Raw genomic sequence first — 20,625 nt, forward strand, 5'->3', positions numbered from 1 at the left:
TCAGCTCCATGCCCTTCCAACGGCTCACGCGCCGTGACCGTTCCCGCGCCAAGCCGGGCCGTTCAGCCGTTGGGCAGTTGAGCCGTTGGGGAAGGCGGCATGCCGATCTGATCGCGAGGGTCCGACGAGGTCCGACGAGGTCAGGGGACGTCAGAGGAAGTCAAGTGACGTCAGACGAACATGGAGATGAGGAGGGCCATCAGCAGGCCGCAGACGCTGACCAGGGTCTGGATCATGGTGTGCGACTTCGTCGCCTGGCCGAGCGTCATTCCGAAGGACTCCTTGACCAGCCAGAAACCCGCGTGGTTGACGTAGTTCAGGCCGATCGAACCGGCGCCGATCGCCACCACGAGCAGGGAGGTCTCGACGCTGCCCATGTGCTGTGCCATGGGCGTCAGGATGCCGGTCGCCGCGACGATGCCCACGGTCGCGGAGCCCGTCGTGAACGACAGCAGCAGAGCCAGCAGCCAGCCCAGGACGAGCAGATTGAGGTGGGCGCCGGAGGCCACTGATTCGATGGCCTTGCCGATGCCGGAGTCCTCCAGCACCTGGTTGAACGTGCCGCCACCGGCGATGATCAGCAGGATGCCCGCCACGGATTTGATGCTGTCCGTGAGCGCCTGACGCGTGCCCTCCGGCGATGTGCCGCGTCGGTACCCGAGCACGAACAGCGCGAAGAGGAAGCCGGCGAACATCGCGATCACCGGTTCACCCGCGAAGTCCAGCACATGGCGCAGCGCGGACGTCTCGCCGAGGGTGAGTTCGCCGAGGGTACGAAGCAGCATCAGGACGGCCGGTACGAGCACGGCGGCCAGCGCCCGGCCCACCGGGACGCCGCTCTGGTGCGAGGAGTGGCCGTCCCCCTGCCCCGAAGACTCCTCGGACCGATCGGGTGTGGACGCGGACGTGCCGCCGGTGAACTGGGCGACGAGCTCCCGGTCCGGGTCGACCGCCAGGCGCGGTGCGATCCACCGCCCGTACAGGGGGCCCGCCACGATGACCGTCGGTATCGCGCAGACGAGCCCGATGAGGATCGTGGTGCCGAGGCCGGCGTGCAGGCCCTCCACCGCGATCAGCGGACCCGGGTGCGGCGGCACCATCCCGTGCAGTGTCGCGAGCGCCGCGATGGCCGGGGTGGCGAGCAGGACGTACGGCGAGCCGGTGTGCTTCCCACTGGCACGCAGCCGCTGGGCCACGCTGAAGACCAGCGGCAGCAGCACGATGAGCCCGATCTCGAAGAACATCGGGATGCCGATGACGAATGCGGCGCCCGCCATGTACCAGGGGAGCCAGCGCTCTCCCGCGCGGTCGATGATGGCCCGGGCGATCCTGTCCGTGGCGCCCGAGGCCGCGAGCAGTTTGCCGAGCATCGCACCGAAGGCGAGGGTGATGCCGACGTCGCCGAGGATGCCGCCGGCACCCTTCTCGATCGACTCGGCGATCTGCTCGGTGGACTCGCCCGACACCACGGCCACCACGATGGAGACCAGCATCAGCGCGATGAACGGGTGGAACTTCAGCCGGGAATTGATGAGCACGATCAGGGCCACGATGGCCCCCGCGAGCGTGATCAGCAGTGTCCAGGTATGCGTCGTCACCATCGGGGCGCCCCCTCGGCGTGGGCGCGGGCAGCACTCGCGCGCGGCTCTGCGCGGTGTGTTGTCATTCGCTTCTCCTGCTGATCACGTTCCGTCTGACCTGCGGGAAGCTATCGGCCGTCGCGGCGGCGCTCCAGAATTCGTGCACAGCCCGCGATAGCCGCGTTCTGCCACTTCTGCTCATTGTGTGCACGCCTGTGCCGGGGCCCCCGGGGGCCCCGGCACTGGTTGCCTGTGTGCCGCGATGTGGGTGAGTACAGGCTGCCGGGCCGGGGTCCGCGGCCGCCGGACGCGTGGATTCCGCTCGCGTCTACCGTGGGGCCGGTGAAGCCCTACCCGTCCCGCTCCCGTCGCCGGTCCCGGTCACCGGTGCCGGGCCCCGGCCACCGCCCGAGACTGCGCGTACGGCTGCGGACCCGGATGCTGCTCCTGCAGTGCGTGGTCGTCGTGGCCGTCCTCGCCTCGGCCTTCGGCGCCTTCGCGTACGACACCGACCAGCGGCTCGTCCACCAGTACCAGCAGCGGGCCCTCGCCATCGCCCGTACCGTCGCTTCGGAGCCGACCGTACGGGCCGGGGCCGCCCGGTACTCCGAAACCAACGACCGTCCGGGGCAGGGCGCCGCACACGAAAGCACCGCAACACTCGCCGTGAACGCGGTACGCAAACGGGCCGAGACGGTCAGGAAGAGCACCGGATCGCTGTTCGTCGTGGTCACCGACGACCGGGGCATCCGACTCGCCCACCCCGACGTCTCCGAGCTGGGCAAGAAGGTGAGTACGGACCCCTCCCGGGCGCTGTCCGGGCGCGAGGAACTCGCCGTGCACCGTGCGCACCTCGGCGAGGAGGTGGTCGCCAAGGTGCCGGTACGCGCCCCCGGCTCGTCCCGTGTCGTCGGCGAGGCGAACGTCGGCGTCTCCGTTGCCGCCGTCCACGCCCAGGCAGCCCGAGTGCTGTGGGGCGGCGTCGGCTGGCTCGTGGCCGCGCTGCTGCTGGGCATCGGGGCCTCGGTCCTGCTCGCCCGGCGCTGGAAACGGCTCACCCTCGGCCTGGAACCCGAAGAGCTCGCGGGCCTGGTCCAGGAGCAGGAGGCAGTGGTCCATGGGATCGGGGAGGGGGTGCTCGCCGTGGACGGGTACGGGCGGGTGACGGTCGCCAATGATGAGGTACGCCGACTGCTGGGTACCCCTGCCGAGCCCGGCAGCCGGCTCGACCGGCTGGGGCTCACCCCGCGCGTTCTGGAGGTGGTCGGCGAACCCGAGGGGCGGCCCGTCATGGCTGTGGTGGGGGAGCGGGTGCTGGTGGTCTCGGCCCGCCGGGTCGAGCGGGACGGCCTCGACCTCGGCACACTGCTGACCGTCAAGGACCGCACCGACGTCGAGTCCCTGACCCGTCAGCTCGACGCCGTACAGACGATGAGTTCGGCGTTGCGTGCGCAGCGGCACGAGTTCGCCAACCGCCTGCATGTCCTGTCCGGGCTGCTGCACCAGGGGCACATCGAGGGGGCCAGTGACTACATCGACAGCCTGCTCGGCACCGGCGGCAGGGGCGGCACCGGCGGTGCTGGCCCCCTCGAAGCTCCCGGCGCCGCACTCCCCGGCCTGGAAACGGTCAAGGACCCGTACCTGAGCGCCATCCTGTCGGCGAAGGCCGCCCAGGCGCGCGAACTCGGGGTGACGCTGCTGCTCGGCGGCGCCACCTGGGTGGACGGGCCGGTGACGGCACGCGTCGACCTCACCACCGTGCTCGGCAACCTGATCGACAATGCCCTCGACGCCGCCCGCGACGGGACCCGCCGCCCGCCGCGCGTCGAGGTGGAGCTGATGACGGTGGAATCGGACCTGCACATCACGGTGGCCGACAGCGGCGACGGCGTACCGGCCGAGCTGACCGACGCCCTGTTCGAGGAGGGGATCTCGACGAAGGACCACACGTCGGCGCCCGGCGGGCGGGGCGTGGGCCTCTCCCTCATCCGGCAGATCGCCCGGGGCCGCGGGGGAGACATCCGGCTGACGGACCCCGGCGGCCCGCCGACCGCCACCGAGACCGACGAGGTCGACGAGGCCGACGAGGTCACCGACCTACCCGGTGAGCCCGACCGGGTCACCGGCGGCGCCGTCTTCGTAGCCCGCCTGCCGCACGTCGTACGCCACCCCGACACCCCGCCCGCGAAAGACCGGACATGAGCGATCACCACGAAGACCACGACCACCGCGAAGACGATGACCACCGCGAAGACGACGACCACCGCGAAGGCCGCCGTGGGGGTCACGACCGCCGAGTGCACCGTGAACGTCAGGAACGGCGAGCCCCCTTCTCCGTACTGGTCGTCGACGACGACTTCCGCGTCGCCGACCTGCACGCGTCGCTGGTCGCCGACACCCCCGGCTTCACCGTCGTGGGGACCGCGCACTCCGCGCGCGCGGCGCTGGCGGAAGCGTCCGCGCACCCCGTCGACCTTGCGCTGGTGGACCGCTATCTCCCCGACCGCTCCGGCATCGAGCTGATGGCCGAGCTGTCCTGCGATGTGTTCGTCCTCAGTGCCGCGGCCGAGGGCGAAACCGTCCGCGAGGCGCTGTCGGCGGGCGCGCTCGCGTACCTGGTCAAGCCGTTCCCACCGCTGCTGCTCTCCGAAAAGCTGCGCGGGTACGCCCGGTTCCGGCAGCTGACCGACGCGGAGATCCTCGACCAGAACGTGATCGACAACGCCTTCGACGCGCTCAGGAGCCCGCGCGCGAGCCGCAGCCGGCAGGCCGCCGCGCAGACCGTGACCAGGGAACTGGTCCTGGCCGCCGTGGACAGCTCCGGCGCCCCGCTCTCCGCCGGCGAGGTCGCCGCCCAGATCGGTGTGTCACGCGCCACGGCACAGCGCTACCTCGCCGACCTCGTCACACGCGGTCGGCTGCGCATGCGTCTCCGGTATGGCGCGGCGGGCCGCCCGGAGCAGGAGTATCACCACCTGTGAGGTTCTGCTCCGGGTGCGGGTGCGGGTGTGGCACGTGACCGTGTACCGGACTTTGCGCGTCGCGACTATGGCCCCTCGCGACGGTGGCTCCACGCGAATATGGCTCCACGCGACTGTGGTTCCTCGCGGCTACTGCTCCTCCCGCTCGATCCACTCGCTGCCGCCCAGCGGGTAGTCGTAGCCCGGGCGTCCGGCGTCGGCGCTGGTGCGGAACGGAGCGCCCTTGTTGTTGATGTGCACGGTGCCGTGGCGGTCGCCGCTGGACCAGTCCAGGGCCAGGTCCCAGCGGACATCGTGCGCCTTGGTGTGGGCGCTGACGTAGAAGACCTCCGGGTCGGACTCGCTGACCTTGTACGGGAAGTCGCGCTGGCCGTTCTTGACGGTGACGTGCGGGCTGCCGTTGTCGAGGTCGATGTCGAACGACTTGGTGCCGACGTTGCCACCGCAGCCGACGCCCATCGAGTAGTCGTTCCAGGCGAGCGGGGCGCCCTTCGCGACGACTCGTACGTGCAGTGCCTCCAGGACGACGGTGTCCTTCCCGGTGCCCTGCACGGTGAGGGCGACGCGCTGTTCCCCGGAGGAGACCGCGCCGTAGGCGGCGGCCCAGCGAGGCGCGTCCTGTTCGGTGGCCGGCGGGCCGACCTGTTCGGGCTCGCTGTCGACAAGGAAGTGCTGGCTGCACGGGCTGTCGTAGACGTAAGGCCGGGTGGCGACGTTGACCGGTACGCCGCCGGTGTCCCCGGTGGCGCCACCGCCCTTGCGCGCGGGGTCCTTTGTCACCGAGTCGGAGGGCTTGCCGGTAGTCCCGTTCCGGGACGGGGGAGGGGAGGCCGAGGCGGACGGCCGCTTGTCCTTCGGGTGGCGGCCGTCACCGCTTCCGTTCGCGGGGTCGGTGCCGGTGGTTCGGGTGGCGGTCCCGGCGGCCTTCTGGCCACCGCCACCCCCGTCGTCACCGCCCGAGGGCGGCAGGGCCAGGGCGAGCGCGCCGGCACCCAGCACCGCGGCCGCGGCGACGGCAGCGACAAGCGGGGTGCGCCGCCGGGGCCGCTCGGAAGCGGGAGCAGCGGAGGGATCGGAGGAGGCGGCGGTTGCCGTGCTGCCGATGTCCGGTTCGACGACCGGCTCCTCACTTGCGGCGGGTACGGAGAGTCCCATTGCGGCGGATGCGGGGAGTCCCATTGTGGCGGATGCGGGAAGCCCTTTTCGCCCCCGCGCCGCGTCCGCCAGGATCCACCGCCGGTGCAGCTCGACCAGTTCCTCGGGGCTCGCCCGGCACATCCGGGCGAGCCGCTCGGCCGGCGCGTAGTCGGTCGGCACCGCGCTGCCGTTGCAGTAGCGGTGCAGCGTCGACGTGCTCATGTGCAGCCGCTTGGCGAGCGCCCCGTAACTCAGCCCCGAGCGCTCCTTGAACCCCCGCAGCAGCTCCGCGAACGCCTCCGCCTCCCCGGCGGTTCCCGTCGCTCCCGCGGACCCTGTTGCCCCTGACACTGCTTCCCCTTCCCCCGAACGGTCCGGCGCGTCCCATTCCCGCGTTCCAGACCCTTCACGTTTCCCCTGGTCACAGCCTGTTTTCGCGTTCCAGTGTCCCCAACTGCCCGCTCTTCGTGGCGGTTGGGACGGATCACCCCACAAGCTGCAGTCATCCAAGCACCACACCCACCGCACCGCCGAAGGGGCCCACTCGCATGTCCAGCGTCCGTACCTCCCGCACCCGCCTGCTGACCGCCGCCGCGACCGTCGCGCTCGCCACGCTCTCCCTGACCGCGTGCAACGACGGATCAGGCGTACAGACCGAGGGCGCGTCAGCAGACGCCTCCTCGCTCGCCTCTCCCTCCGCCGGCAACGAGCCGGGATCCGCCCCGTCCTCCGACGACGACGCCAACTCCGCCTCCGCCGGTTCGAAGCAGACCGCGGACGCTCCCGTGGCGTCGAAGAACGACAAGGCCGGTACCGGCAATTCCGGTACGACCGCCGGCCAGGCCGTCACCTGCCAGGGCTCCAACACCAAGACGGTCGCGGCGCCGCTGAAGCGTCCTGTGAACCACATGCTGCTGACGGTCACCAACACCGGCAGCAAGAGGTGCTTCCTCTACGGCTACCCGGCCGTCCGCTTCGGCGAAGCCCAGTCGGTGCCGCCGGTCATCGAGGACTCGAAGCCGCAGGCAGTCGTCACGTTGGAGCCGGGCGATTCCGGCTACGCCTCCGTCAGCCTGTCGGCCACCGACGGCAGCGGTTCCCACGGTCGCACGGAGAAGTCCCTGGCCGTCTACTTCCACGGCCGCTCCGGCAACGAGAGCGTCGGCACGGGTGCCCACCCCGCGCTGCCCGCCAAGGGTGTCTACATCGACGACTCCCTCAAGGTCACCTACTGGCAGCAGTCGATGGACGACGCCATCATGTGGTGACACCACCGCGGGCATGGGCGGGCACGGGGACGGGCCCTTCAGCGGGCGGGGAGACCGGGAGCGGTGGCGGCCGGTGGCGGTGGTGTCCGGCTCAGTGGGCGAAGACGGTACTGGCCAGCGCCACGTGTACGGCCGTGCCGGCGAGGATGCTCAGCAGGGCGTTGCGGCGCCACAGGTGCAGGCCGATCGTGACGGCCAGGGCGGCCAGCGGGGCGATGGCGCGCGACTGCGTGACGGGGAGGTCGCGCAGGCAGTAGACGACCAGGATCACCATCACGCCGGCGGGCATGCGCGTGCTGAGGTACTGCACGGTGGCGCTGGCCCGCAGCGGGGCCAGGACGGCGAACGGCAGGGCACGCAGGGACCAGGTGACGGCGGCGGTGACGAGGATCGCGACGACGGCGTAGCCGGTGTCAGGCATGAGTGGGCTTCCTGCGGGTGGCGAGGTGGCGTGCCAGAAGTCCGGCGGCGAACAGGGCGAAGGCGGCGAGCAGCATCTCGTGGGGGAAGAGCAGCCGGGCGGCCAGGGCGCAGAGCGCCGCGAGCACGGGGGTGGGCAGGTCGCCGCGCAGGTCGCGGACGGCGTCGAGGGCGAGGACGGCGAACAGGGCGGTCAGTGCGAAGTCCAGACCGGTGACGCTGTCGGGGATGAGGGAGCCGAGCAGTGCCCCGGTGACCGCGCTGCCGGCCCAGTACAGGTGCATGAAGAACTGAAGCCACAGGATGCGCCGGCTGGACCAGCCCCGGGACTGCTTGGTGGAGGTCAGCGCGTACGCCTCGTCGGTGAGCGCGAAGGTGCTGTACGTCTTGGCGAGGCGGCCCTGTACGCGGTGCAGGGGGAAGGACAGGGTGTAGAAGACGTGCCGCGCCTGCACCAGGAAGGCCGCCACGGCGATGGAGGCCAGCGGCGCGACGGCGGTCACCATGCCGATGAGCAGGAACTCGAACGAGCCGCCGTAGATCAACGCCGCGGACAGCCCCGCCCACCACCAGTCGAGCCCGGACTGGATCACGAGTGCTCCGAAGGCGAGGCCCAGCGGCAACATGCCCAGGCCCACCGACGCGCAGTCCCGGAAAGCGGCCCGCGCCGCCGACCGTTGTGGCGGCGGGGGAGCGGCGGCGGGCTGCGGCGCGTCAGCAAGGGGGGGACTTATTCGCATGCCGACATTTTAGGAAAGTGATCACCTTATTTGGTTGCCGATCAAGGGCTTATGATCTTCAGATGAGCAATGAAAGTGAACTGGATGCCGTAGACCAAGAAATTTTGTTGCACCTCAGTCAGGACGGGCGGCTGTCCAACGTCGAGCTGGCCAAACGGGTCGGCCTGACCCCTCCGCCCTGCCTGCGCCGGGTCAAGCGCCTGGAGGAGGCAGGCGTCATCGCCGGCTACCGGGCCGTCATCGATCCCGCGGCGCTGGGCCGAGAGCTGGAGGTGCTCATCGACGTCGAGATCTACGCCCAGGACCGCAAGACCGTCCAGGACTTCGAGGCCACTGTCGCCTCCTATGAGGAGGTCATCGAGTTCCGGCGGATGTACGGCCGCCCCGACTACTTCCTCCGGGTCGCCGTCGCCGACCACGCCACCTACGAAAGCTTCATGACAGGAAAGCTCAGCGGCCTGCCCGCGGTACTGCGCCTGGAATCGCACCTCACCATGAAAACCATCAAAGCGGACGGCTGAACACCGGACCGGCTGCGAACCGCCGTACCTGGAACCGCGGGGCGCTGTGATGGCATCGTCATCTACCGCACGCTGCGGATCGGTGGTTTCGCTTCCAGCGTCGGCGCACTGCTGGCGCCCGCCGCCGAGGAGCTGCGGGCGGCGGGCGAGCCGGTCGACACACGCGTCAGCGAGACCGGCACCGCCGAGAGCTTCCAGCGGCTGCTGGCCGGGCAGCTGGACATCGCGGTGCTGACGCCGCTGGCGGACAGCCCGGCGCTGGACGATCCCCGGTTCGTCCAGCAGCCGTTGCTCGATGAGCTGCAGGACCTGGTGGTACCCGCCAGGCATCCCCTCGCCGCTCGCACCGGCGTCACCCTCCTCGATGCCGCGACGGAGGAGTGGATATCCGCACACCACGACCAGGAGCGGCTGACGCGGGCGCTGTGCACCGCGGCCGGGTTCGCGCCCCGTATGCCCCACCACGCCGACGAGTGGCAGTCAGTGCTGTCGCTGGTCTCCCATGGTCGCGGGGTCTGCCTGGTGCCGCGTCCGGTCTCCACCTCGGGCCACCCGGCCGTGGTGCGCGTACCGGTGCACGGCGACCCCAGGCCCGCACGCCGCGTTCTGACCTGCGTACGCCGCGGCAGCGAGGGTCAGGACAGCATCGCCCGGGGGCTGGCGGCGCTACGGGGCGCCGCCACCCGAGCGGTGCGGCTCGGCGACTCGCAGGCGGGTCAGAGGGTTCGGGGTGACCGCCACCGCCGACGGCAGGGGGGGCCGTAGTTGACGTGGATGCGCCCACCGCATTACGGTCTGAACATGTTCAGTGAACGCGTTCATTCGAGGACGGTATGAGCTCGCGCAGCGAGCAGCGGGAAGCGACCCGCGAGCGGGTGTTGAGCGCCGCGGAGCAGCTGTTCGCTGCCCGCGGGTTCGAGACCACCACCATCCGGGAGATTGCCGCGGATGCGGGCGTGAGTGTCGGCACCGTCATGGCGGTGGGGGACAAGGCGGCGATCCTGGTCGAACTGTTTGACCGGCGCATCTCGGCCCTGCACGCGGCGCGGGCGGAGGACGGCGAACCGCATCGAACTGGCGCTGCCCACGGGCGACTTGCCGACGAGATCCTTGCTCTGTTCGAGCCGTTCGTCGCTCTCTTCTCCGGCGACCCCGAGCTCACCCGCCAGTACGCGGCGGCCCTCGTGACCGGCAAACACGAGGCGGGTGTCTTCCACGAACTCGCCGCGGTGCTGCGGCGCGAGATCAGCGACGTCCTCGCCCGCGGTGGTTGCGCACCGGATGCCGCCACTCGTGGCGCGACCGCGATCCACCTCGCCTACCTCGGCACTCTTTTCGTCGGGGCCGGGGCCGGAGGGGACGACCTGAACGGGCCCATCGAAGACCTCGTCTCCGTCGTGGAATTCCTCACCGAGAGCCAGGAAAGCGAGCAGCAGTGACCGTGCTTCCAGACCCGTGGTGGCCGCAGGCGGTCCTCGCGGGCATCCTTGCCGTGGACGCTGCCATGTCCATCCGCCCGCCGGCCTTCATCCGTGCCTGCCTCGAAGGGGTCGGGTTCCCCGAGGACTGGTGGTGGACGCTCGTCGTGATCAAGCTTCTCGCGGCCGCGGGTCTCGTCACCGGAATCTACGTGGCCGGCATCGGTGTGGCCGCGAACGCCGGCGTGATCTGCTACTTCCTCGCGGCGTCCGCCGCGCACATCCGAGCCCGTTTTCTCAAGTCGGAGTTCTGGCTCAACTGTCTCGGCATGCTCGCACTCTCGACGCTCGCGCTCATCGTGTCGTACGTCGTTCCTGGCCTTTGAGTGCGTCGGTGCGGGCCGGTGCGGTGTTGCTGTCCTGGCGAACGGGGGTTGTCAGGACAGCAGCACCCACATCCGGCTCCGCCTCCGGGGGCGGACCCGTACTGCCTCGCGGTATCAGGTGTGTCGGCAGTACGACGTGGTGTGCCGGGTCGGCGGCCGGGTCGTCGATGAGGGTGTGCGCGAGGTTTCCGGCGGCGCGGCCGACCTCGGTGGCGGGCTGGGCGATGGTGGTGAGGTCCAGCCACTGCGCGTGGTCGTGGTCGTCGAAGCCGAGGACGGACAGGCGGTCGGGGACCGCGATGCCGGACGAGCGCAGCACCGACAGCACTTCGATCGCGATTTCGTCGGTCTCGACGAACACCGCGGTCGGCGGGTCGGCCAGGCACAGCAGTTGCCCGACGGCCTCGGAGGTGGCGCGCCGGCCGCGGGAAGTGGCGACCACCAGGTCCTCGTCGTAGGGGAGTGCCGCTTCGGCCAGCGCCTCGCGGTAGCCGAACAGGCGGGTGCGCGAGCTGCACGTGAAGCCGGAATCGGGGGCGGCGCGGACGAAGCCGATCCGGCGGTGGCCGAGTCCGCGCAGGTAGCGGGTGCCGCCGCGGGCCGCCGCGACGTCCTCGACGTACACGCTGGCCCGGCCCGGTGCGTGCTGGCTGACATACACCACCGGGACGCCCAGCCCGTCCAGCCGGGCGAACTCCTCCTCGGTCAGGTCGAAGGAGATGACCAGCAGTGCGTCGGCGTTGCGGCGGGCCGGGAGACGGTCGAAGAAGGCGGCGCGTTCGGCGAGGTCGCCGACGCTGTAGACCTTCAGGTCCAGGCCCGCGTCGCGCAGTGCCTCGCTCAGACCGCGCAGCACCTGTCCGACGAACCACGAGCCGAGTGTGGGCGCGAGCACGGCGACCGTACCGGTCTTGCCGGTGACCAGGCTGGACGCCTGCCGGGAGATCACGAAGGACAGCTCGCGGGCTGCCGCCTCCACCCTCGTCCTGGCTTCGTCCGAGACGGTGGAGAGGCCGCGCAGGGTCCGCGAGACCGTGGAGACCGAGACCCCCGCCCGTTCGGCCACGTCGGCCATGGTGGGGTGGCGTTGCGCTGGAGGCATGGTCCGGAACGTAGCACAGGTGTAGCACGCATGGACCCGACGATGACAGCGTTATCACCGGGATGGGTCCGGCAATCCTCAGCAACTCGACCAATCTGCCTGCTTCTTCGTACGAGAGGATGCCTCTTCCCGTTGCTGTGCGCGCCATTGACAGCCCCTGAGGCCGTCCCTAGCGTGCAAGCGTTGTCAGGAGCACCCCCCAAGGGGCTACGCTTCAGCGCGCCCTTCCCTCATCGCCCGCCCCTCGGCGTTCTCCCTCGGTCAGGAGCGCATCGTCATGCCAGTGAGCCGCAGATCACTCCTCAGAACCACCGCCGGGGCCGCCGTCCCGCTGGCCGCCGCGACCGGCTGCGGACGTGCCGCAGCCCGCGGGCCGGACCTCTCGCACGCCACCGACGTACCGCGCGGCCCCGTCACCATCCGCTGGTGGGCCGGTCGGGTCGCGGCCCGCGACGGCAGCGACCTGCGGCCCGTCCTCATCAGTGCCTTTCGCCGGAAGTACCGCAACATCACGGTGCGGCTGATCGCCGCGCCGCCGACCACGGACGTGGCCCGTGCGGCCCTCACCACACAGGTGGCGAGCGGCAGCCCGTCGCCGGACGTGTACATGGGCGACCTGGCCTGGCCGGCCCAGTTCGCGGAGAACTCGCTGGCCCTGGCGCTGGATCCGCTGTTGCCGAAGGGCTACTGGCAGCGCTATCCCGAGGAGCTGATCCGGGCCCTGACGTACCAGGGCCAGGTGTACGCCTTTCCCCTCTACCTGGACGAGGCGTTCCTGTACTACCGCAGGGATCTGCTGCACAAGCACGGGCTGCGGCCGCCCGGTTCATGGGAGGAGCTGGCGACCACCGCCACGAAGATCCAGCGGGCGGGGGACGCCGACTTCGGCTTCGTCTGGCAGGGCACGGTGTACGAGGGGCTGACCGCGAACGTCGCGGAGCTGGTCGCCGACGCGGGCGGCAGCATCCTTTCCCCCGACGCCCGCAAGGTCACCTTCGACGGCCCCGCGGGGGTGCGGGCCCTGTCGTACCTGCGCGAACTGATCACCCGCGGGGTCACCCCGTCCTCGGTGACGACCTTCGTCGAGCAGGACAGCCTGGACGCCTTCACCAGCGGCCGGTCGGTGTTCCTGCGCAACTGGCTGTACGCCTGGGGAGTCGCGGACAATCCGGCGTCCTCGCACGTGGCGGGGAAGATCGGGGTGATGCGGCGACCCGGCTTCGAGGGCGGCACGGGCGGCCGCAGCTGCCTGGGCGGCTGGTGCAACTACCTCAACCCGCACTCCCGCAACCTCGGCGCGGCCCTGGCCTTCGCCCGCTTCCTCGCCGAGGAGGAGGGACAGTCGGTCCTGGCCCGTGAGGCGGCCGTCCTGCCGCCGTTGCTGTCCCAGCTGCACGGCAAGGCCGTGGCCCGCTCGGCCAACCCCGCCTTCGCGCTCGCCCGCGACGTACGGCTGGTCGCCCGGCCGACCCGGACCCCGGAGTACCCCATGGTCAGCAAGGCGGTGTTCACACCGGTCAACGAAGTGCTCAGCGGCGGCACGAGCGTACGGCAGGCACTGGCCCGCGCCCGCGGCGACCTCCAGGCAGCGCTGCGCGGGGAGGCGCTGTGACGAACACCCCGGATACCCCTTCGCAGACGTCCACGACATCGAGGTCCGAAGCCTCGACGTCCAAGGCATCGAGGTCCGAAGCCTCGACGTACAAGAGACCGCGGTCCGGGACGTCGACATCCACCGCTCCGCAGAAGGCCCGCACAGCACGTCCCCCGGCCGGACTCGCGAGCCGGCGCGCCCGCACCGGCTGGCTCTACACCACCCCGGCGCTCGTGGTGATCGCGCTGGTGACGATCTTCCCCATCCTCTACTCCGTCGTTCTCAGCTTCAGCAAGGTCCGCTTCACCTTCGGCGGCCTTCGCGTCGAGGAATGGACGCTCGGCAACTACACGACGATGCTGGCCAGTCCGGTCTGGCTGGAGGCGCTGGCCTTCACGGTCGGATACACACTGGTGACGGTGGCCGTGGAGATCGCCCTCGGCATCGCGGTGGCGGTGCTGCTGGATCGGCTGGAGGCCGGACGCGGCTGGATCCTCGCGCTGCTGCTCATCCCGTGGTCGCTGATCACGGTGGTCTCCGCGCAGCTGTGGGACTTCCTCTACGATGCCACGTTCGGCGCCGTGACCTGGCTGTTCGGGCTGGTCCTGGACCAGCCGCCGGTCATCCTCGGCACGCCCGTCCCCGCGATCACCGGCATGGCCGTCGCGGACATCTGGAAGACCACGCCGTTCGTCGCAGTGATCATCCTGGCGGGACTGGTGCGCATCCCGCAGGAGCGGTACGAGGCGGCCGAGGTGGACGGCGCGGGCGCCTGGAGCACCTTCTGGAACATCGTCCTGCCCGCACTGCGGCCGGTGGTGTCGGTGGCGGTACTGTTCCGCGTCCTCCAGGCGTTCGGGATCTTCGACCTGCCGTTCGTCCTCACCCAGGGCGGCCCCGGCACGGCCACCCAGTCCCTCGCCGTGCTCGGCTACAAGACGCTCTTCCAGAACCTCGACATCGGCATGGGCGCGGCGATCGCCACGAGCACCGGCGTGCTGGTCATCGTGTGCTGCCTGCTGTGTCTGCGGATGTTCCGCAACCAGGTCGACGAAGGGGGTGCCGCATGAGGCGCGGCCGCAGGCGCACGGGAGTGCGCCGGTACGTGAACGTGGTGAACCTCGGGGCGCTTGTCCTGGTCGCCGTGACCGCGCTGCCGCTGCTCTGGATGGCGGTGACGTCGTTCAAGACGGCACGGGAGAACGGCACCCTGCCGCCGACCCCCGTCCCGCTCCACCCCACGCTGGCCAACTACCGCCAGGCGCTGGGCTTTGCGGGATTCGACCGCTACCTGCTCAACAGCGCGGTGGTGGCCGTCAGCGCCACCGCCATCGTTCTCGGGCTCGGACTGTTCGCCGGGTACGCGTTGGCGCGTACCCCCATGCGCGGGCGCGGTCCGGTGATGACCGTACTGCTGATGATCTCCGTCTTCCCGACCATCGCCGTGGTCACCCCGCTGTACCTGGTCGAACGCGAACTGGACCTGCTCAACAGCTACTGGGGCCTGATCATCCCCTACACCGCCTTCCACCTGCCGTTCGCGATCTGGATCCTCCGCAACTCGCTGCTGAGCATCCCGTACGAGCTGGAGGAGGCGGCGACGGTGGACGGCGCGGGGCCGACCCGCACACTGCTGTCGGTGATCCTGCCGCAGGCCCGGCCCGCGCTGTTCACGGCCGGGGTGTTCACCTTCACCGCCACCTGGACGGAGTTCCTGATGGCGCTCACCTTCAACAGCGAGGACTCCTACCGCACCGTGCCGGTGGGCATCGCCCTCTTCAGCAGCCAGTACGAGATCCCGTACGGGACGATCTTCGCCGGGGCGATGGCCGCGACCGTGCCGATCGCCCTCCTCGTCCTGGTCTTCCGGCGCGCCGTACTGTCCGGCCTGACCGACGGCGCGGTCAAGGGATGACCGGCGTACCACTCTTCCCGCCCGATCCGCAGCAGTCCTCCGATCCGCCCGCACCTGGCCTCCCATCCGTCGAAGGCATCCGATCCGCACCGCGACTCGAAAGCAGGGCACCCGTGATCACCACCGCCTCGTCCTCCCTCGACTCCTCCTCGCAGGATCCCGACTGGTGGCGGCAGGCCGTCATCTACCAGGTCTATCCGCGCAGCTTCGCCGACAGCGACGGTGACGGCATCGGCGACCTGCCCGGCCTCACCGGCCGGCTGCCGCACCTGGCCACCCTCGGCGTGGACGCGCTGTGGCTGAGCCCCTTCTACCCGTCCGAACTGGCCGACGGTGGTTACGACGTGGCCGACTTCCGCGACGTGGACCCGCGCCTGGGCACCCTCGCCGACTTCGACGCGATGGTCACCGAGGCGCACCGGCTGGGCCTGAAGGTGCTGGTGGACCTGGTGCCGAACCACACCTCCGACCAGCACGTGTGGTTCCAGGAGGCGCTGGCGGCGCCGCCCGGTTCGGCGGCCCGCGCCCGGTACGTCTTCCGCGAAGGGCGCGGTGAGCACGGCGAGCTGCCGCCCTCGGACTGGGTCTCGCGGTTCGGCGGCAGCGCCTGGCAGCGGGTGCCGGACGGTCAGTGGTACCTCCACCTCTTCGCGCCCGAACAGCCGGACCTGGACTGGAGCAACGAAGAGGTGCGCGAGGACTTCCGGCGCACCCTGCGCTTCTGGTCCGACCGCGGGGTGGACGGCTTCCGCATCGACGTGGCGCACGGGCTGGCCAAGGACCTCGCCGAGCCGCTGCGGGACATGGGCGAGAACCAGTTCAAGGGCGACCACGACCTGCTGCCGGACGGTACCCACCCGCACTGGGACCGGGACGAGGTGCACGAGATCTACCGGGACTGGCGGCTCGTCCTGGACTCCTACACCCCGCCGCGGATGGCGGTCGCCGAGGCCTGGGTGAAGAACTCCCGGCGCGTCCTCTACACCCGCCCCGACGAGCTGGGGCAGGCCTTCAACTTCGAGTACCTCCAGGCGGAGTGGACGGCCCGCACGCTGCGCAAGGTCATCACCGAGTCGCTTGCCACTGCCGCCGCCGCGGGCGCCTCGGCGACCTGGGTGCTCTCCAACCACGACGTCGTACGGCACGCCTCCCGGTACGCACTGCCCCTCGGCACCGACACCGACGCATGGCTGCTGGGCGGCGGCAAGGACCCGGCTCCCGACCCGGAGCTGGGGCTGCGCAGGGCCCGCGCCGCGACCCTGCTGATGCTGGCGCTGCCGGGTGCCTCGTACGTCTACCAGGGCGAGGAACTGGGCCTGCCGGAGGTCGCCGACCTGCCCGCCGAGGCGCTGCAGGACCCGGTGTGGGAGAACACCGGGCACACCCGCAAGGGGCGGGACGGCTGCCGGGTGCCGCTGCCGTGGACCTCGGAGGGCACCTCGTACGGCTTCGGGCCCGGCGGGGCCTGGCTGCCGCAGCCGCCCGCCTTCGGTGAGCTGTCGGCGGCCGCCCAGGACGGCGTCGAGGGCTCCACACTGGAGCTGTACCGCACGGCCCTGCGGCTCCGGCGCGAGCTGCAGGGCGACGAGTCGCTCGAATGGCTCTCGGCACCGGACGAGACGGCGGCGGACGGCCCGGCCGGAGACGGCACCGCCGACCTCGTCCACTTCGCCCGCTCCACCGGCTGGCAGTGCCTCGCCAACCTCTCCGACCGGCCCGTACCCCTGCCCGCCGGCGAAACACTCCTCACCAGCGGAGAGCTGACCGATGGCCTGCTGCCCCCGGACACCACGGTCTGGGTGCGCGGCGACCGCTGACAGGCCCGGCGTCGCTTCGGGGCCCGGCGAAGTGACGCCGGGGCGGGCGTTTACCGGTCGCGCCGCTCCGAGGATCTTGAAAGAGTGAGGTCCGAGGACAGGCGCGACCAGGTGAGAGGAGCGGCCGACATGGGAGGACGGGTTCCCGCGGAGAGCCTGGAGGACCGGCCCCTGAGCAAGGGCTCGGTCCCGGCCTGGCTGGAGCTCCACCAGGCCGTCGAGCGTGTCGACGCGACCGGCGAGCACGCCGATGCCGAGGAGCTGCTGGAGGTACTGTCCGACCCCAAGCTGGAGCCGGAAGAGGACAGCCTGGGGCTGTGGGACGGCCCGCACCTGGCCGCGTACGCCGTGCTGCACACACCGCACGGAGCGGTGGACGTGGCGCGCTTCCATGGGGACGCGGCGGTGCATCCCGACTGGCGGCACCGCGGCATCGGCAACCACCTCGTTGCCTGGCTGGAGGACCGCGCCCAGGCCCGGCACGCGGCGGACGCGGAGCTGTCCGCCATGAAGGGTGAGCTGCTGCTCGAAGGAATGGCCGGGCAGGAGGATCTGCGGAAGCTGGCCGCGCGGCGCGGGTACACGCCGAGCCGCTGGTGGTTCGACATGAAGCAGCCGCTGGCGGGCAGCAGCCGCCCCGAGTCCCGCCCGGCCCCCGAGGGCACCCGTCTCGTGCCGTACGACGCGAGGTATGCGGAAGCCACCCGGCTCGCGCACAACGACGCGTTCCGCGACCACTGGAACTTCACCCCGTTCGACGAGACCGACTGGCGCACCTGGGTCACCGGAGCCAAGGCGTTCCGGCCCGCGATGTCGCGGCTGCTGGTGTCGGGTGCCGAGGTGGCGGCGTACCTCCTGGCGGAGGAGAGCACGGCGGAGACGGCCGCAACGGGCAGCAGGGACTGCCATGTCGGCTACCTGGGAACCCGGCGGGCCCACCGCGGCCGGGGTGCGGCGCCGGCCCTGCTGAGGGAAGTGCTGGGCGCGGCGCGCGACGCCGGGTACGACTCGGTGTCGCTGACCGTGGACACCGCCAACCCCTCGGGCGCGCTGGGTTTCTACGAGGAGTCGGGATTCGTGGTGGAACGCGAATCCGTCACCTACGCCCGTCCGCTGGAGGCGGCTCACCCGTCCTGACACCCCGTTCGTCGCATCGCCGGCTCCTGGCCGATTCGGGGTGACGGAGGACCAATCCGGCCGCGGCATGGCTCCGAACAAGGGGTGTGAACGAGCCAAACGGAGTGCGTGAGCGCCGGATCCTCGCTGCGCTGGGCGGGCTGGTCGCCGGTTACGCGGCGCTGGCCGTGGCGGAACTGGTGTCCGTGGCCGTACGGCCGGAGGCGAGTCCGGTCACGGCGGTCGGCGGCGCGGTCATCGACCGGACCCCGGCCGCGGTGAAGGACTGGGCGATCCGCCAGTTCGGAACCGGCGACAAGCTGGTGCTGCAACTGGGCATCCTCGGCGTACTCGCCGTCCTCGCCGCCGCTCTGGGGCTGCTGGGCCTGCGGTACCGGTGGCATGCGTCGGCCGGTGTGCTGATCTTCGGCATCGTCGGGGGCGCCGCCGCTATGGGCCGGCCGGATGCGGTGGGTGCCGTCGATGCGGTGCCGTCGCTGGTGGGAGCCGTGACGGGAGCAGCAGTGCTGTACGTGCTCCTCGGGCGGCTGCTCCTGAGGACGGATGCGCAGGGCGGGAGCGCTGATGGGGAAGCGCATGGGTCCCCGGCGCCGGGACGCAGAGACTTCCTGGTCGCGGCCGGTGCTGTCACGGCGTTCTCGACCGGTGCCGGGCTGTGGGGCCGGCGGCTCAATGCCTCGGCGGCGGTGGATGCCGAGGCGAGTCGCGCCGCGATCAGGCTGCCGGCACCTGGCTCTCCGGCGCCGCGCCTGCCGCGCGGGGTGGACCTGAAGCTTCCCGGCCTGACGCCGTACCGCACGCCCACCCGGGACTTCTACCGGGTCGACACGGCCCTGACGGTGCCGCGCCTGGACGCCGGAAGGTGGCGGCTGCGCGTTCACGGTCGGGGGGTGCGGAACCCACTGACGCTGGACTTCGAGGACCTGCTGCGGCGCCGGCTGATCGAGCGGGACATCACCATGACCTGCGTCTCCAACGAGGTCGGCGGCCCGTACGTCGGCTCGGCCCGATGGCTCGGCGTACCGCTGGCCGAGGTGTTGCGGGAAGCAGGCGTACGGCCGCCCTCCCAGGGTGGGCGTGCCGACCAACTGGTGGCCCGGTCGGTGGACGGCATGACCCTGGGCACGCCGGTGGAGACGGTCATGGACGGCCGCGACGCGATGCTCGCTGTGGGCATGAACGGCGAGCCCCTGCCCTTCGATCACGGCTTCCCGGTCCGCATGCTGGTGCCCGGCCTGTACGGCTACGTGTCGGCGTGCAAGTGGCTCCAGGAGCTGGAACTGACCACCTTCGCGGCGTACGACACGTACTGGGTCGAGCGGAAGTGGGCACGCAAGGCGCCGATCAAGACCGCGTCCCGGATCGACACGCCCAGGCCGTTCGCCTCGCTGAAGGCCGGAACCATCGCGGTCGCCGGCGTGGCCTGGGCACAGCACAAGGGCATCGAGCGGGTCGAGGTACGGGTGGACGGCGGCAGCTGGCAGGAGGCGCAGCTCGCCGCGCAAGGCCCGGTCGACACCTGGCGGCAGTGGGTGTGGCAGTGGCCGGCCAAGCCCGGCACCCACACGCTCCAGGTCCGCGCCACCGATCGCACCGGTGCCACCCAGACCACCGCACGGGCCCGCCCCATTCCTGACGGAGCGTCCGGTCATCACTCGGTGGTGGTCACCGTGACCTGACCCGAACAGCCCCTGAGGGCGGCCCTTGAGGGCCCGTCCACGCACACCTCCGTACCACCCACCCCTTCCCTTCAGGAGAAGCATCATGAACACTCTGCGTATGCGTCGTACCGTCCTCGCCGTCACCGCGGCGGCGGTCCTCCCCGTCGCACTGGCCGCCTGCTCCAGCGACGACGGCGGCAAGGAGAAGGCGTCGGACTCCGGTTCCTCCGCCGCGCCCAAGGGATCCAAGAGCAAGTCGATGGATCCGATGGCAGGCCCCTTCGGTCCGGCCTGTTCCACCGTGCCCAAGGAGGGCAAGGGCAGCTTCGACGGCATGGCCCAGGACCCGGTGGCCACCGCCGCGTCGAACAACCCCGCACTGTCCACCCTGGTCTCCGCGGTGAAGAAGGCCGGCCTGGTCGACACCCTGAACAACGCCGAGAACATCACGGTCTTCGCGCCGACCAACGACGCGTTCGACAAGCTGCCCAAGGACCAGCTGAACAAGGTCATGAACGACAAGGAGATGCTGACCAAGATCCTGACGTACCACGTCGTCGGCCAGAAGCTCACTCCGCAGCAGCTGGAGAACGGCAGCTACCCGACGCTGGAGAAGAGCAAGCTCACCACGTCCGGTTCCGGCACGTCGTACAAGGTCAACGACGCCTCGAACGTGGTCTGCGGCAACGTGCCCACGGCGAACGCCACCGTGTACATCGTCGACAACGTCCTGATGCCGACGAAGTGAGCCCTCGACCGCCGACACAGTGATCCATCGACTGTCGGCACAGTGATCCACCGGCCGGTGCCGGGCGGGCGTCCTTACACGGGGCGCCCGCCCGGCCGCACTGCTGCGGCCGGGTGACCAATCCGTCCTGCCGTCCGCTCCGAATCCCCGGTGAACAGGCGGTGCGTCCGGTGCCGCCGTGGCCTTGGAGGAGACGGATG

General features: G+C 70.8%; 19 protein-coding genes. 14 read left to right on the plus strand and 5 right to left on the minus strand.

The window, feature by feature from the left end; translation table 11 throughout:
- Positions 1 to 170 precede the first annotated feature (170 nt).
- Complete coding sequence (locus ACZ6WH_RS04200) at positions 171 to 1,598, minus strand: GntP family permease (RefSeq protein WP_469726269.1); 1,428 nt, start codon at positions 1,596 to 1,598, stop codon at positions 171 to 173.
- Positions 1,599 to 1,922: 324 nt separating this feature from the next.
- Between ACZ6WH_RS04200 and ACZ6WH_RS04205 the strand changes: the two genes are divergently transcribed.
- Together ACZ6WH_RS04205 and ACZ6WH_RS04210 are read left to right on the plus strand one after the other, a co-directional pair.
- Entirely contained in the window at positions 1,923 to 3,782 is a 1,860-nt protein-coding gene (locus ACZ6WH_RS04205; protein WP_469725835.1) for a sensor histidine kinase, read from the plus strand.
- Positions 3,779 to 4,561, plus strand: coding sequence for a response regulator (locus ACZ6WH_RS04210; RefSeq protein WP_469725836.1), 783 nt, complete (start codon positions 3,779 to 3,781; stop codon positions 4,559 to 4,561). The genes ACZ6WH_RS04205 and ACZ6WH_RS04210 overlap by 4 nt, the downstream gene beginning before the upstream one ends.
- 129 nt (positions 4,562 to 4,690) lie before the next feature.
- Here the strand turns inward: ACZ6WH_RS04210 and ACZ6WH_RS04215 are convergent, their stop codons facing one another.
- The gene (locus ACZ6WH_RS04215) at positions 4,691 to 6,049 is read right to left on the minus strand and encodes a helix-turn-helix domain-containing protein (RefSeq protein ID WP_469725838.1); all 1,359 of its coding nucleotides are present in this window, start codon (positions 6,047 to 6,049) and stop codon (positions 4,691 to 4,693) included.
- A 197-nt stretch (positions 6,050 to 6,246) separates the two neighbouring features.
- On the opposite strand from ACZ6WH_RS04215, the gene ACZ6WH_RS04220 reads away from it, so the two are divergent.
- Positions 6,247 to 6,966, plus strand: coding sequence for a DUF4232 domain-containing protein (locus tag ACZ6WH_RS04220; RefSeq protein ID WP_469725840.1), 720 nt, complete (start codon positions 6,247 to 6,249; stop codon positions 6,964 to 6,966).
- A gap of 91 nt (positions 6,967 to 7,057) precedes the next feature.
- On the opposite strand, the gene ACZ6WH_RS04225 is transcribed toward ACZ6WH_RS04220, so the two are convergent.
- Both ACZ6WH_RS04225 and ACZ6WH_RS04230 read right to left on the minus strand, forming a co-directional pair.
- On the minus strand, positions 7,058 to 7,387 hold the full coding sequence (locus ACZ6WH_RS04225; RefSeq protein ID WP_432849653.1) for a branched-chain amino acid transporter permease: 330 nt from the start codon (positions 7,385 to 7,387) through the stop codon (positions 7,058 to 7,060).
- On the minus strand, positions 7,380 to 8,126 hold the full coding sequence (locus tag ACZ6WH_RS04230) for an AzlC family ABC transporter permease (RefSeq protein WP_469725842.1): 747 nt from the start codon (positions 8,124 to 8,126) through the stop codon (positions 7,380 to 7,382). The genes ACZ6WH_RS04225 and ACZ6WH_RS04230 overlap by 8 nt, the downstream gene beginning before the upstream one ends.
- Before the next feature lie 62 nt (positions 8,127 to 8,188).
- Here ACZ6WH_RS04230 and ACZ6WH_RS04235 point away from each other — a divergent pair, with 62 nt between their 5' ends.
- From ACZ6WH_RS04235 to ACZ6WH_RS04250, 4 genes are all read left to right on the plus strand, one after another.
- Entirely contained in the window at positions 8,189 to 8,647 is a 459-nt protein-coding gene (locus ACZ6WH_RS04235; RefSeq protein WP_432849650.1) for an Lrp/AsnC family transcriptional regulator, read from the plus strand.
- A gap of 78 nt (positions 8,648 to 8,725) precedes the next feature.
- Positions 8,726 to 9,412, plus strand: coding sequence for a LysR substrate-binding domain-containing protein (locus ACZ6WH_RS04240; RefSeq protein WP_469726271.1), 687 nt, complete (start codon positions 8,726 to 8,728; stop codon positions 9,410 to 9,412).
- A gap of 68 nt (positions 9,413 to 9,480) precedes the next feature.
- Positions 9,481 to 10,086, plus strand: a complete 606-nt coding sequence (locus tag ACZ6WH_RS04245) for a TetR/AcrR family transcriptional regulator (RefSeq protein WP_469725843.1) — start codon at positions 9,481 to 9,483, stop codon at positions 10,084 to 10,086.
- A complete protein-coding gene (locus ACZ6WH_RS04250) occupies positions 10,083 to 10,451 on the plus strand; it encodes a DoxX family protein (RefSeq protein ID WP_469725845.1) in 369 nt (122 codons plus the stop codon). Before ACZ6WH_RS04245 ends, ACZ6WH_RS04250 begins: the two co-directional genes overlap by 4 nt.
- Here the strand turns inward: ACZ6WH_RS04250 and ACZ6WH_RS04255 are convergent.
- Positions 10,420 to 11,553, minus strand: coding sequence for a LacI family DNA-binding transcriptional regulator (locus ACZ6WH_RS04255; RefSeq protein ID WP_469725846.1), 1,134 nt, complete (start codon positions 11,551 to 11,553; stop codon positions 10,420 to 10,422). The genes ACZ6WH_RS04250 and ACZ6WH_RS04255 overlap by 32 nt on opposite strands.
- 277 nt (positions 11,554 to 11,830) lie before the next feature.
- On the opposite strand from ACZ6WH_RS04255, the gene ACZ6WH_RS04260 reads away from it, so the two are divergent.
- From ACZ6WH_RS04260 to ACZ6WH_RS04290, 7 genes are all read left to right on the plus strand, one after another.
- Positions 11,831 to 13,165: an extracellular solute-binding protein gene (locus ACZ6WH_RS04260; RefSeq protein ID WP_469725848.1), complete on the plus strand. Its 1,335-nt coding sequence runs from the start codon at positions 11,831 to 11,833 to the stop codon at positions 13,163 to 13,165.
- 215 nt (positions 13,166 to 13,380) lie between these two features.
- Positions 13,381 to 14,217 carry a carbohydrate ABC transporter permease gene (locus ACZ6WH_RS04265; RefSeq protein ID WP_469725850.1) on the plus strand — a complete coding sequence of 279 codons (837 nt, stop codon included), beginning with the start codon at positions 13,381 to 13,383 and terminating at the stop codon, positions 14,215 to 14,217.
- 35 nt (positions 14,218 to 14,252) lie between these two features.
- Entirely contained in the window at positions 14,253 to 15,062 is an 810-nt protein-coding gene (locus ACZ6WH_RS04270; RefSeq protein WP_469725852.1) for a carbohydrate ABC transporter permease, read from the plus strand.
- Positions 15,063 to 15,178: 116 nt separating this feature from the next.
- The gene (locus ACZ6WH_RS04275) at positions 15,179 to 16,879 is read left to right on the plus strand and encodes a glycoside hydrolase family 13 protein (protein ID WP_469726273.1); all 1,701 of its coding nucleotides are present in this window, start codon (positions 15,179 to 15,181) and stop codon (positions 16,877 to 16,879) included.
- 129 nt (positions 16,880 to 17,008) lie between these two features.
- Entirely contained in the window at positions 17,009 to 18,016 is a 1,008-nt protein-coding gene (locus ACZ6WH_RS04280; RefSeq protein ID WP_469725854.1) for a GNAT family N-acetyltransferase, read from the plus strand.
- Between the two features lie 104 nt (positions 18,017 to 18,120).
- Positions 18,121 to 19,695, plus strand: coding sequence for a molybdopterin-dependent oxidoreductase (locus ACZ6WH_RS04285; RefSeq protein ID WP_469725855.1), 1,575 nt, complete (start codon positions 18,121 to 18,123; stop codon positions 19,693 to 19,695).
- A gap of 85 nt (positions 19,696 to 19,780) precedes the next feature.
- Positions 19,781 to 20,425: a fasciclin domain-containing protein gene (locus ACZ6WH_RS04290; RefSeq protein WP_469725857.1), complete on the plus strand. Its 645-nt coding sequence runs from the start codon at positions 19,781 to 19,783 to the stop codon at positions 20,423 to 20,425.
- Positions 20,426 to 20,625: the final 200 nt, after the last annotated feature.

This window comes from Streptomyces sp. NPDC050806 (assembly GCF_055586425.1).

What these genes read in the sequence shown, in the direction of transcription:
- ACZ6WH_RS04255 (WP_469725846.1), bottom strand. Translation starts at nt 11,553, where the DNA reads ATGCCTCCAGCGCAACGCCACCCCACCATGGCCGACGTGGCCGAACGG.
- ACZ6WH_RS04225 (WP_432849653.1), bottom strand. Translation starts at nt 7,387, where the DNA reads ATGCCTGACACCGGCTACGCCGTCGTCGCGATCCTCGTCACCGCCGCC.
- ACZ6WH_RS04280 (WP_469725854.1), top strand. Translation starts at nt 17,009, where the DNA reads ATGGGAGGACGGGTTCCCGCGGAGAGCCTGGAGGACCGGCCCCTGAGC.
- ACZ6WH_RS04235 (WP_432849650.1), top strand. Translation starts at nt 8,189, where the DNA reads ATGAGCAATGAAAGTGAACTGGATGCCGTAGACCAAGAAATTTTGTTG.
- ACZ6WH_RS04230 (WP_469725842.1), bottom strand. Translation starts at nt 8,126, where the DNA reads ATGCGAATAAGTCCCCCCCTTGCTGACGCGCCGCAGCCCGCCGCCGCT.
- ACZ6WH_RS04220 (WP_469725840.1), top strand. Translation starts at nt 6,247, where the DNA reads ATGTCCAGCGTCCGTACCTCCCGCACCCGCCTGCTGACCGCCGCCGCG.
- ACZ6WH_RS04290 (WP_469725857.1), top strand. Translation starts at nt 19,781, where the DNA reads ATGAACACTCTGCGTATGCGTCGTACCGTCCTCGCCGTCACCGCGGCG.
- ACZ6WH_RS04260 (WP_469725848.1), top strand. Translation starts at nt 11,831, where the DNA reads ATGCCAGTGAGCCGCAGATCACTCCTCAGAACCACCGCCGGGGCCGCC.
- ACZ6WH_RS04210 (WP_469725836.1), top strand. Translation starts at nt 3,779, where the DNA reads ATGAGCGATCACCACGAAGACCACGACCACCGCGAAGACGATGACCAC.
- ACZ6WH_RS04245 (WP_469725843.1), top strand. Translation starts at nt 9,481, where the DNA reads ATGAGCTCGCGCAGCGAGCAGCGGGAAGCGACCCGCGAGCGGGTGTTG.